The organism is Rhodococcus sp. IEGM 27, from assembly GCF_033142305.1.
Taxonomy (GTDB): Bacteria; Actinomycetota; Actinomycetes; order Mycobacteriales; family Mycobacteriaceae; genus Rhodococcus_F; species Rhodococcus_F oxybenzonivorans.
Genome location: NZ_JAWLSG010000009.1, coordinates 115,829 through 127,337 on the forward strand (window position 1 = coordinate 115,829; position 11,509 = coordinate 127,337).

7 protein-coding genes and 4 pseudogenes are annotated in these 11,509 nt (G+C 63.6%); 3 read left to right on the top strand and 8 right to left on the bottom strand.

Annotated elements, in window-relative coordinates:
* Positions 1 to 104: 104 nt before the first annotated feature.
* On the top strand, positions 105 to 995 hold the full coding sequence (locus R4P95_RS26270; RefSeq protein WP_317745615.1) for a TetR family transcriptional regulator: 891 nt from the start codon (positions 105 to 107) through the stop codon (positions 993 to 995).
* Positions 996 to 1,020: 25 nt separating this feature from the next.
* Here R4P95_RS26270 and R4P95_RS26275 read toward each other — a convergent pair whose 3' ends face one another.
* The 3 genes and pseudogenes from R4P95_RS26275 to istA form a co-directional block, all read right to left on the bottom strand.
* Positions 1,021 to 2,349 carry an MFS transporter gene (locus R4P95_RS26275; RefSeq protein WP_317745614.1) on the bottom strand — a complete coding sequence of 443 codons (1,329 nt, stop codon included), beginning with the start codon at positions 2,347 to 2,349 and terminating at the stop codon, positions 1,021 to 1,023.
* A gap of 637 nt (positions 2,350 to 2,986) precedes the next feature.
* A pseudogene (locus R4P95_RS26280) lies at positions 2,987 to 3,238 on the bottom strand (transposase); the annotation flags it as partial.
* A gap of 353 nt (positions 3,239 to 3,591) precedes the next feature.
* Positions 3,592 to 5,043 (bottom strand): annotated as a pseudogene (gene istA, locus R4P95_RS26285) (IS21 family transposase).
* Positions 5,044 to 5,185: 142 nt separating this feature from the next.
* On the opposite strand from istA, the gene R4P95_RS26290 reads away from it, so the two are divergent.
* Entirely contained in the window at positions 5,186 to 5,392 is a 207-nt protein-coding gene (locus R4P95_RS26290) for a hypothetical protein (protein WP_317745730.1), read from the top strand.
* A gap of 38 nt (positions 5,393 to 5,430) precedes the next feature.
* On the opposite strand, the pseudogene R4P95_RS26295 reads toward R4P95_RS26290, so the two are convergent.
* Together R4P95_RS26295 and R4P95_RS26300 are read right to left on the bottom strand one after the other, a co-directional pair.
* A pseudogene (locus tag R4P95_RS26295) lies at positions 5,431 to 5,784 on the bottom strand (RNB domain-containing ribonuclease); the annotation flags it as partial.
* Positions 5,785 to 6,121: 337 nt separating this feature from the next.
* Positions 6,122 to 7,006 carry an MBL fold metallo-hydrolase gene (locus tag R4P95_RS26300; RefSeq protein ID WP_317745613.1) on the bottom strand — a complete coding sequence of 295 codons (885 nt, stop codon included), beginning with the start codon at positions 7,004 to 7,006 and terminating at the stop codon, positions 6,122 to 6,124.
* Positions 7,007 to 7,369: 363 nt separating this feature from the next.
* Between R4P95_RS26300 and R4P95_RS26305 the strand changes: the two genes are divergently transcribed.
* Positions 7,370 to 8,404: an IS110 family transposase gene (locus R4P95_RS26305; RefSeq protein ID WP_317745612.1), complete on the top strand. Its 1,035-nt coding sequence runs from the start codon at positions 7,370 to 7,372 to the stop codon at positions 8,402 to 8,404.
* Between the two features lie 223 nt (positions 8,405 to 8,627).
* Here the strand turns inward: R4P95_RS26305 and R4P95_RS26310 are convergent, their stop codons facing one another.
* The 3 genes and pseudogenes from R4P95_RS26310 to R4P95_RS26320 all read right to left on the bottom strand — a co-directional run bounded on the left by R4P95_RS26310 (position 8,628) and on the right by R4P95_RS26320 (position 11,349).
* The gene (locus R4P95_RS26310; RefSeq protein ID WP_317745727.1) at positions 8,628 to 8,759 is read right to left on the bottom strand and encodes a hypothetical protein; all 132 of its coding nucleotides are present in this window, start codon (positions 8,757 to 8,759) and stop codon (positions 8,628 to 8,630) included.
* Between the two features lie 122 nt (positions 8,760 to 8,881).
* Positions 8,882 to 9,211 (bottom strand): annotated as a pseudogene (locus tag R4P95_RS26315) (TetR/AcrR family transcriptional regulator); the annotation flags it as partial.
* Positions 9,212 to 10,305: 1,094 nt separating this feature from the next.
* Positions 10,306 to 11,349, bottom strand: coding sequence for a dihydrodipicolinate reductase (locus R4P95_RS26320; protein WP_213575287.1), 1,044 nt, complete (start codon positions 11,347 to 11,349; stop codon positions 10,306 to 10,308).
* Positions 11,350 to 11,509 lie beyond the last annotated feature (160 nt).

Here is an 11,509-nt window from a genome sequence, read left to right on the forward strand (position 1 = left end):
GCGTTCGGTCGGTAGGGTTCAGGACGTGACTATGGTCTCTAAACATCCTGGATGATGCAAAGAGTTTTTGAAACCGATCGGCAAACCTTGGTAGCATGTTCAGCATGACTGAACATCGGACGGTTTTGCGGGACGTCGGTGCGGATGGTGGGATGCGCGTTCGGAACGCCCGGAAACGCTCCGGCATCTCGCTGCGCGAGTTGGCGCGGCGGATAGACGTCAGCCCGGGGACGATGAGCGCTATCGAGACGGGAAAAACGGCACTGACGGTCCACCGACTGCACCGCATCGCCGATGCATTGGATGTCTCGGCCGTCGACATCCTCACCGACACGATCCCCGAATCGGATGCGCTCCCGGGGTTGGTACCCGGGCCGGACGCCACCGGCTCGTCAGCGCAATGGCGAGAATTCGAGCCCTTGAACTTGGACCCTGTTCTCGAGGCCGCCATCGAGACATTCGTGGGGACCGGTTACCACGGCGCGACGATGCGTTTAGTCGCGAGCAACGCACGGATGAGTGTCCCCGGCGTGTATCACCACTATCCGAGTAAGCAGCACCTCATCGTCGCCATCCTCGATCTCGCCATGGCCGAACTGCACTGGCGTGTACCTGCCGCGCGCGCGGAGGGGCGGACACCGGCCGAGCGTTTCGCCAACATGGTCGAGGCCCTCGCGTTGTTCCATACCCACCGCCGGAACCTGGCGTTCATCGGTGCCAGTGAGATGCGTAGCCTTGCGGCGCCGAATGATGCGCGTATCGCGAGGCAACGCAACCAGGTCCAATACATGCTTGACGACGAGGTCGAAAAGGCGTTGCGTGAGGGCGACTTCACCACCTCGCATCCGCACGACGCCGCCAGGGCGGTCTCCACCATGTGCACATCGCTGCCGCAGTGGTTTCGTCCCGGCGGCACCACCTCACCCGAGCAGATTGCCGCCGAGTACGCCCAGTTTGCTCTCGACATGATGCGCGGAAAAGCGAGCACACAATGACCCTGCCTGACTGCTGACCCTCGCGCTACGACTCGAGTCCGGTCTTGGACTGTTCATTCTTGCGGTGGATCAAGCCGACGCTGACCAGGGCAACAAGCGCGAGGACGACGATGTACGTTGAGAACCGCCACGCGTTGGTCTTGTCACCGTTGATGAGGGTGACCATGACAATCGGAGTGAGACCACCGATCACGCTGGCAATCTGGTAGCCCAGGGACGCTCCGGAGTAGCGCAGTTCAGAAGGGAAGATCTCGCCGAAGAGGGCAGCCTGCGGGCCGTAACTGATGCTGATGAATGCGGACGCAACAATGATGCTGACCCAGATCGGCAGTGTGTTGTCGGGTGTTGCCCGGCTGAAGATCCACCACATCGGGAAGGCCCATAATCCGATGGCAATCAGACCGATCGCGTAGACACGAGTCCGGCCGAAGATGTCGGACGCCAGGGCCGCCAATGGCATCAAGAGTACCTGGATGCCGGCCCCGACGAGGATCGGCATCAGCACTTGGGAAGTCTTGATGCCCAGGACGACGTCGGCGTACTGGAGTGAGGCGATGATGGTCGCGTAAAAGATTGCATTGACGACGACGAATGTTCCGGCTGCCTGCAGGATGGTTCCACCGTTCTGCCGGATTACCTGCAGGACAGGTGACTTCTGCTTCGGCGCGTTCTCCAGCGCCTTCTCCGCGTCGCGGAAGGCGGGCGTCTCTTCCAGGTAGCGATGGATGTAGAGCCCGACGCCGAGCATCAGGATGCTCAGCCAAAACGGAATCCGCCAGGCCCATTCGAGGAATGCGCTCTCGCCGAATGCGGTGTTGAGGAGGAGGAAGACGAGGTTTCCGGTGAGGACACCGACAGGCACCCCGATCTGCGCGAAGCTCCCATAGAACCCGCGCCTGTTCGGCGGGGCGTACTCGGTGGCAAGCAGCATCGCCCCACCCCACTGCGCGCCCAGTGCCAGACCCTGCGCAATTCTCATGACGACCAGGAATACCGCTGCAAGCCAAATGATTTCGGTGTCGGGAGTGAAGCCGATCAGGAAGGTGGCGCACGCCATCAGCACGATCGCGGCCACCAGCACCGGCTTGCGGCCCAACTTGTCACCGAAGTGTCCAGCCACAATGCCACCGAACGGCCGGGCGACGAACGCAACTGCCACGCTTGCGAACGAGTTGACCGCCGACAACACCGGATCACCGGTGTAGAAGAACGTCTTGTTGAACACAAGGGCGGCCGCGGTGCCGTAGATGAAGAAGTCATACCACTCAAGCGAGGACGCGAGCGCCGCCGCAATCGAGGCTTTTCGCGCTTCCTTCCGCTGATCTGGTGGGGCTGTCACTATGCCTGGAGTCATCAGGCAACTGTGACTGGCGTCTCTCCACCGTGATAGGCGTAACCGGCATCTCTGTGACGCTGCAATAGGGAAGTTTGGTATTCCCTCACCATCTGACGCTCACTGGCGTCATCGCAGCGTGGCAAGGGTGGCGGTCGCAGATCGCGGTGGTCGGCTCTCACGCCATGTTGGCCGCATGCCGGGCCACCGGTGGCCACACAAACTTCGAATGCGTGCCGACACGCAGTGCCGTTCTCCAGCTGAATCAAGTCGAGCACCTCGTCCTGATGCTTCAACACAAGATCGCAGCAGCGCAGCAGGACGCTCGCGGTCTTGTGCCAGCCGACTAGTCCATTCGTGCTGCACGGCCTGGGTACGCCGAGCCGTCGCGGGTGCAGTCCGCCACCTATCCGAGCGCCTCTCCGACCTTCGCATTGTGATCGTCCGAACCCGATCACAATTCGTCCCTCTTCGCCGTCCCCTGCCAACCGCGTCAAGGAGCCGAGCAGGGGCATTCGTCTGAGTGCTGTCGCGTTGTCCTGCATCTACTTCTAGACAATGGCGTGCACCACTGTCCGGTACGGGGAGCTCACATCCATGTGGTGCGGCGAGAGAGGGACTATCAGTTATTCGGTGGATCTGGATCTGGCACATCGGTTTAGTTCTCACTCGGGGTGAGCCGGCCTTCGAACGTGATCGCGAATGCGTTCAGTGCCGGCTTCCATCTCACTGCCCATCGTGCTCTGCCCTTCCCTGTCGGGTCCAGTGCCCGAGTCGCGAGATATAGACACTTAAGTGCCGATTGGTCCGTCGGGAAGTGCCCGCGTGCCCGGATCGCCCGCCGATACCGTGCATTGAGGCTCTCGATGGCATTCGTCGAGCAGATTACTCGCCTGATCTCGACGTCGTACAGATCCATGGATCTGTCCGTACAGCCGTTGCCCTCATGGATCAGCCGAAGGGCTTCATCTCCTAGGCTGTCAGCAGGAACGGCTCGATCGGAGGACCCGGAATCGTCGGATCCGTCCTACCAGAGGCAGGACGGTGTTCTCGTGGTCATCGCACCCGTTCGGACATCGTTGACGCAGGACGAATGCGAGTTGTGCTCGGCCGACGCCGGCCTTGACCAGCACAAATCGTGCTCTTGGGTGTCAACATTGCTGGATGCACTTTGGTCAGCGCTGTCACACTCGACCGCGGATTCTTATGCGGGGTCTACATCTCGGTTCAACGTGATTGCAGGACAGTCGGGTGGAGTCGCGGTCAGGCGGTGCGTTCGGCGTCGAAGGCGGCGGGTCCGCGCAGGAACGCCGGCGCCGGCGCGGCGGCCGGGGTGGGCCGTCCGTCATGTTCGGTGCCGGCGGCGAGGATGCCCTTGACGGTGCGGTAGCTGGGGTCACCGACCTCGAGGGCACGGGCGCACGCCGCATTCAGCCGCTGATCCTCGTAGCGATCCCGCAGCCGGACGATGTCCTGGATCGCCCGCAGCCGGTGCAGCGCGTTGACCTGCGACAACTCGCTGACCACGGCGACCGCGGCCGGCCGATCTGCTCGGCCTGCGCCCGGCACCAGGACACCGTCTCCCGGCGTGTAGGCGATCTTGTGCGGCGGGTAGTGCTCGGGGTTCGTCGCCCGCCCCGACAGGTGCAGCACGTGGGTGGCGACCACCTGCTCGGTGTGGAAAATCTGCACCATATCGCCGCTGGTGCGGACCAGCACCTGCTGACCGATCAGCCGTCAGGGCACCGAATACAGGGCCTTGCCGGTCTTGACATGACAGTCCGGGGCGACCTTCCCGACCCGATAGAGGACCGGCTCGAATGGTCGCGGTGGAAGCGTTGTGAGACGGTGCTTTTCAGGGCGGCGTCCTGCATCTGCGCCAGTGAGGTGAACTCCCGGCCCTTGAAGAACGAGTCGCGGATATAGGGCATCGGACGCTCGATCCGCGGTTTGTCCTTGGGTTTGCCGACGCGAGCCGGGTCGATCAGCAGCCCGTAGAACGCGGCGAGCTCTGCATAGGCCCGGCCTGACTTCGGGTCGTACAGGTCCGGCCGGTCCACCCCGGTTTTGGGGTTGTCCACACCATTCGAGCGGGGACACCACCGAAGAACTCGAACGCCGCGACGTGCGAGGCGCACCACGAGGACTGGTCCATCCGCAGCACCGGTGCCGCGTTCAGCATCCGCGAGCAGGTCAGGATCATCGCGAACGCCCACACCGCCACCCGACGGTCGGTGGCAGGATCCCGCGACATCCCGAGCTTGCCGTAATCCACCTGAGCCTCGTCGCCGGGCGGGACCGCACCCCGGGGCACCGTCACCTTCGACTCCGCCGCATCCTCGGCGAATTGCGCTGCAACATAACGACGTACCGTCGAGTCGGACACCGCGACACCGTGGTCGTCACGCAGGCGATGCGCGATCGTCGCGACCTCACTGACGCCTTCAACTGCCCGTTAATCCAGTCATGCGCGGCGATCGCCGGCCCCGTCACCGCCCGCGCTGCCGGGTCGTCGACCTCCGGAAACCATCCCGAGATCAGTTCCCGCCAGAGCGCCTCGTCGAACTTCCCGCCCTCGCCGGGCACCAGCCCGGCCGCCAACGCGGGTGCCAGGTATTTCCGGGTCGTCTTGCGGTCGATCCCCAGGGCCGTCGAGATCTGCACCTGGGACCGGCCGGCATGCCAGTGCCGGAACAACTCCATCAGATCGGTCATCGTCCACGTTCTCCTTGCCACCGTCAGACCCCATCCCGGGCCCGTATCGGTGGCCCAGTCAGGAGCGAACCTGCAGCAGCGCCGGAACCCCGGCCGATACGCCCCAGGGTGGGGAATTACGTGACGGCCGGGTGGGAATTACATGACGGACAAACCTCTCAACCTGGGGAATTACATCACTGCTGACAATCAAGACACCCCGATAGAGGGAAGCGAGAAGGCGATTGCCGCCGCGCGACAGTGGGGCGGCACAGTCGATTTCACGCGATGCCCCGGCGTGACACACGACGAGATCGTCAACGCCGGCCTGCCGCAGACACTGCAGTGGCTGAAAGAAGCAGGAATATGACCACGATTTCATTACCACTCTGGTGACGAGACACAGATCACCTCGGCGTGATCGAGCCACACACCGGGCCGCCGCAATCTGCCCGCGGCCGACGGTGACGTCGACCAACCGACGGTCGGTGGTGACGGTGCCGGCGACCCGCAGACTGGTCCACCGGGAATCGTCAGACAGGGTGATATCCTCCTCCGCGGTCTCACCAAACAACGGAATGGTGCGGCTGCGCAGGTACCCAGTCTCCGCCCGCAGGAACGACTGCTCGTAGGCGACCGACCCCGGTTCCACGATGTCGGCGACACCGGCGATATGAACCTCGACCGCCCACCCGCGGCGGCCGGCGCGGGGAAGGACGGAGAAGGCGTCGTCCGGTCCCGCGCAGAAGCCGAGTCGATCATCAGCAGCGTCGACACGTATCCCTTATGGCGGCTCGACCTCGATCAATCACCGCATCACTAACCTCACCCTCTCTCCCCACGCGATCGAGGAGCGCTGTTCCCGGTCGGCGTACTTCGAGGAACATTAAATTTAGGTGGGCGTTAGGCGCATCGGTCTCGATGTAGGCCCGGACCCGCCGCCGTGCTGCGGACATCGTTTCGTCGTCTCCGCCCGGTGACCGTCGGAACGCTGCGCCGAAAGGACGACAGCCGGCTTCGAAGGCCAATTGCCGGACCGCTAAAGCCTTCCGGCTTCGGAGGTGGCGTCGTTCTCTACTGAAGCTGCGTCCCGCGACGGTCACGGTGCGCGCCGAAATTCTCCATCCTCGGCTGCGGTGACGACGCCTGCCGTTACGAGTCGTTCGAGGTGCAGTTGTGCGGTGCGCCGTTCGACGGCATCGACGTACGGAGCCTTGACGTGCGGGCGATATACCAGGCGGTGGGCCACGATATCGTCGATTGTCCGTGGCTCGCCGAGGAACTCGAGGAGTCGGTCCTCGCGGCGGAAGGTCTTGTCACGGTAGATGGTCAGTCGTTTACGAAACTCGTCGCTGCCCATGATCACGCCCTTGTGGTGGAAGGTGCCGTACCAGCGGGCGCCGATGGTCGCCGCGTGGTCGATCGACGCCAGGAAATCGTCAATGCTGCTGCCGAGGTCGCCGTACATCGGGCCGAACGACGTGAGATCGATATCGGCGACGTAGAGGAAACCGTCGGGCTCGATGAGAACGCCAGAATGTCCGGGGGTGTGGCCCGGTAGGTGGATGACCGTCGCGGTGCGGTCCCCGAGATCGAAGACGTGACCGTCGCCCACCTCGGCCACGCGTTCGTGGGTTGGAGGTATGCCGTACCCCTGGGTAATCACCCGCTCGACTTCGAGGCGCTCGGCGGGACCGAGTCCGTATTGCGTCAGCATCGTCTCGAGCGAGGCGACCGACGGCGCGTCGAGGTGGTGCGCGAAGGTCGGTGCGTCGAAGTGGCGCAGCCCCGCAAAGTGGTCTTCGTGGCCGTGACTGATCAGGACGAGGTCCGCGCCGACGGGGTCGCGGTCGAGTGCCAACGAGGGGTCGATCACGAGTGTGCCTTCGGATCCGCGGACCACCACGGTGTTTCCGTACGGAACGACCCCACCATTGTCGGGGACGAGGACCGAGACTTTGCCGTAAGCCTGTGCGTTGAACATCTCCCAGTTCCCTTTCCGGCGACGATCGCGATGTCCGTGCGCCTCTGGCGGGCCAGGTCGGCACTGTCAGCATGTCCGGTCACGGAAGATCCGGTGGCGAGTGCCAGTTGAGTGCACCGTACAGAGATTCGGCATTTACAACAACAAATGTTACTTAATAAATGCGCGTGTCACGATGGTTCGTGTTGGCCGGTTCGCTCTACCGCTGTTTCGCCTCCGTGGCTTATGCCAGTTTTGCGGCTGGCCGACACCACAAGGACCGGCCGACCAGGCCCACGAGGAGCGTGGCGTCGCCCCTACTGGGATATGCCGATCGACCGGTCCATGCCACCCACCCGCAACCTGGGCAGGAGACATACCACCATGACGGTCATCGGCATCGATGCGCACAAGCGCACCCACACCGCCGTCGGGGTCGATCAGACGGGACGACAACTATCGACGAAAACCATTGGAACGACAAGCAAAGACCACCTGTCGGTGCTGCGCTGGGCGACTGAACAGTCTGGTGATCGACTCTGGGCTATCGAGGACTGCCGTCACATGAGCCGGCGCCTCGAACGAGATCTGATCGCCGCCGGCGAACGAATAGTTCGCGTCCCGGCGAAATTGATGGCGAACGTCCGCGACGGCGACCGCACCTACGGCAAGTCGGATCCGATCGACGCGCTCGCAGTCGCACGCGCGGCTCTGCGTGAGCCCGATTTGCCCGAAGCCTGCCTCGCCGGCGCAGAACGTGAGCTCTGGCTTCTGGTCGACCATCGCGAGGACCTCGTTGCCGAACGGACTCGCATCATCGCACGACTGCGCTGGCACCTTCACGAGCTCGCCCCAGGGTGGAAGGCGCCGACGAAAATGGACCGGACCAGCGCGTTCGATAAGGTTCAAGCGCATCTGTTGAACTCTTCGGGCCTTGTCGCAGAACTGGTGGCCCCACTCGTCGAGCACCTACGCCGCCGCACAGTCGAGATCGACGAACTCAAAGGCGAGATCACTTCCCGGACCGCTGTGCTGGCCCCTTCCTTGTTGGCGATTCCTGGGTGCGGACCGCTCATTGCAGCGAAGCTGGTCGGTGAGACCGCTCGTGTCGATCGATTTCACTCCAAAAATGCGTTCGCACGGCACAACGGGACCGCGCCGCTTCCGGTATGGTCGTCGAACCGCGCTCGACATCGACTCTCGCGCACCGGGAACCGTCAGCTCAACGCCGCAATCCACGGCATCGCAATCACTCAGGCCCGCTGTCATCCCGACGCTCGAGCACTGTTGGCACGTCACAAGGCCAGCGGCGACGGTGGAATGGAAGCACTCCGCATCCTCAAACGCAGACTGTCGGACGTCGTCTTCAAAGCGATGGCCGCAGATTTATCACTGATGGTCACCGCAACCGCTGCTTGACAGAGGAGCAAGTGACAGTGCAGGCGATCGGCTTCGTCAGTGGGCTGGCCAGGCACTCGGTTACCAACGCGGCTCTGGCGACCCGTCACGAACTCACCCGCGGCGCGGGGAATTGTGCGGCGCAGGATGCGTCAGGACCACGAAGAGGTGAAGCGCAGGGGTGCGGGCGCGACGATCGAGGAGGTGGTGCGGACGCTTCGCCGCGTTGGGCGGGTGGCCGGGCTCAGTGGGCGCCGACGATGCGCAGCGCCATGTCGGCGTAGCGTTGGGCGATGTCTTCCGGGCTCCATTGGTGGTCGTCGCGGTACCACCGGGCGATGTCGATGCCCAGCGAGAGTAGGGCCACGCTGGCCATGTGCGGGTCGGGTGTGTCGAAGACGCCGCGTGTGACGAGCTCGAGGATCTCCCCGTCGATGCTGGGCGGAGGTCGCGGATTTCGGCGTAGTGCTCGGGAGTGAGCGCGGCCAGCTCGTAGTTCACGATCCGTGCGTTGGTGTGTCCGCGAGCGTGGTGGACGGCGAAGTCGTGGACCACCGTGCGGAGTGCGGCGGCGGGATCTCCCGAGGACGCGATCCCCGCCCGTACCAGCTGCAGCGTGTTCTCGTGGCCGGTCCGGGATATCGAGTACAGCAGGTCCTCTTTCGACTCGTGGTGCACATAGAGCGCAGCGGAGCTCATCCCGGCGGCGGTGGCGATGGCCCGTGTGGTGGTGCCGTGAAAACCCTTCTCCGCGAAGGAGGCCGTGGCCGCGTCCAGCAGGCGGGCGCGGGTGGCGTCGGCACGGGGGAGATCGGAGGTGTCGGTCATCGCGGATCCATTATCTCGCCTCGCTCGGAGATGAATACCACTGGGCGCAGTGTGAGCTAGGTAACACGCCCTGGGCGGTCGGCCCCTGCATGCAATACGAGCGTAAGCCAGCGCTTAGGTAAGGCGGTTTCTGCGGATTGTGCGTCGCGGGAGCGGGTCGGTGGCGAGATCGCCCGAAGTCACCTTCACCGGCGTCGACCGGGACAGGGGCACGATCCACCGCTTTCGGCACGGACGGTTTCGCCTCGCTGTACCCGAAATGCAAGGGCGAGCACCCGAAGACGTTCGCTCTGTCCGAACGTCGGAAGATCGAGAAGATCGCCAAGCACCCCACCGAACACAACCTGCCATTCTATCGGCCTGGATCCTGTTCAAGCTGGCGGACTTACTGGTCGCCGAGGGGTGTCGATGCCCTCCAGAGGGGCCTTCGATTCCGCTCCGACAGAGGGGAGTGTCGTTGCACAAAGTGAGACATAGAAGGCGTCCGAAGGACCCCGATCACGCGGTGACGAAGATCCGCGCCCCCAGGCACCTGTGTGCGATCACACCGGGAGGTTGTGCCCGAACCCAATGAGCCGGAGGTGGTGTTCTGCCTCGACGAGTTCGGCCCGTTGAGCCTGCAATAGCCATCCAAGGCGCCAGTTGGCCGAACGCTGCGGCGTACACAAGGATCCGGGCCCGGCCCGACTACGATTGGCTACGGACAGACTCTACGGACAGACTCTACGGGCATGTAAAACGACACCAAGACCGCACCCAGTTCCTCCCGTTCTGCCGAAACCTGTGGAGCCTCTACCGTCCGGCGTGGCGGTCGTGTGTGACAACTTCTCGCCGCCAGATCGCATACACGCCGACGAACAGTTCGTGGTCGAACCATGGAAGTGCAATTCAGCGCACTGCGCTACTTCGCGCTCGACGGCGCCGACCATGTGAGCCATCGCGCGTCGCGTCGACCGCCACGATGCCGAGCGTTGTATCGCGTGGGTCGACTGCGCTATTCGTCCTCCACTTCGATGTAGGTTCGGTGCGAGGACAGCCGCCGGTCCAGGTCGACAGCACTGCGCACTGTGTGCGACTTCGGTGTACCGCGGGTACTACGCCACGGTCGGGGACTGGATTCGATGGGCACCTTTCGACGCAACTGCCGCGACCGGAAGATCGGCCATGGTGCGCAGTCCCGGCATCGCATCGACGATCGCCGTGACCGCGTTGGACGCGACCGCGACCGTCGACTGCAGGCTGTCGAGCCCACGTGGCGCGAGGAACTCGAGAGTCTGCTCCTCGCCCTCGATGAGCCACCGGTCGCCGGGGACGACCGGATCACCGTCTTCGAAGAAGCCGAAATGGATGGCAACCTCGATGACGGGTTCGCCGTCTCGAATCCCCCGGGCGGCATGGCGGACCGCTGCAATAGTTCCTGGCGCCACAATGATGTGGTCACCGATCCGATCACTGTCGGTGAGAAAAGCCGGTGCCGGATTATCGACCTCGATCGTGTCCAGCACCCACCCCAGGCCGGATGCCAACGCGGCGACACTTTCGGTGAACCCGACATGGCCGATGACCCGCCCCTCGTCCTGGGCCTGAGCGAACTCCAGCTCGGTCAAGCCGATGCCGAACTTCCCAAGAATGTGGCCGTAATGCACCATCTGGGTGGCCCGCTCGATGTGCACGCTTTCGACGCGCTGAGTCAAGCTGCTGAGCAGCAACGGCAGGGTGTCCATCAGCATCCCCGGATTACAGCCGGTACCGACCACGCTGCGGCCGTTGACGCGGGCCACCTCGTCGACCCGCGCAGAGAACTCCGGATGAGCATGCGCCGGGTATCCCAATTCCTCACATATCGACACGACGTTGTAGCCATGCGAAAGCAACTCTGTGATCAGCGGCTCGATCGGCTCGACGAAGGATGTGGTCGCGACGAACGCCACATCCGCCCTCGGCAATGCGTCGATAGAGCCGACCACGACGCCCTGACGCCCATCCACGCCAAGTACCGCACCGACGTCGCGGCCATGCATGGCAGGCTGAATGTCCAGCGCGCCCACGACGACGCAGTCATCGCGTCGGCACAGCGTCCGACCGACGTCGACGCCAACGCTGCCGAGTCCCACGAGGACAACTGATGTAGTGCGCATAATTTCTCCCGAATCTGTACGAGCCCAGCCGATCCGACGCGTCGCGTCACCGGGCCCGGCAGGTCTTTAGCGTTGTGGCCGTGGCTGGTGTCGCCCACAGCACATTTTGCGGCACCCCCGCGTGGATCTCTGATACGGATATGTTTTCTCGGCAATTCAA

Bases quoted from the DNA above. Each gene is read 5' to 3' on its own strand.
- R4P95_RS26310 (WP_317745727.1), bottom strand. From the start codon at position 8,759: ATGGCCAGCGTGGCCCTACTCTCGCTGGGCATCGACATCGCCCGGTGG.
- R4P95_RS26320 (WP_213575287.1), bottom strand. From the start codon at position 11,349: ATGCGCACTACATCAGTTGTCCTCGTGGGACTCGGCAGCGTTGGCGTC.
- R4P95_RS26275 (WP_317745614.1), bottom strand. From the start codon at position 2,349: ATGACTCCAGGCATAGTGACAGCCCCACCAGATCAGCGGAAGGAAGCG.
- R4P95_RS26300 (WP_317745613.1), bottom strand. From the start codon at position 7,006: ATGTTCAACGCACAGGCTTACGGCAAAGTCTCGGTCCTCGTCCCCGAC.
- R4P95_RS26290 (WP_317745730.1), top strand. From the start codon at position 5,186: ATGACGGACAAACCTCTCAACCTGGGGAATTACATCACTGCTGACAAT.
- R4P95_RS26270 (WP_317745615.1), top strand. From the start codon at position 105: ATGACTGAACATCGGACGGTTTTGCGGGACGTCGGTGCGGATGGTGGG.
- R4P95_RS26305 (WP_317745612.1), top strand. From the start codon at position 7,370: ATGACGGTCATCGGCATCGATGCGCACAAGCGCACCCACACCGCCGTC.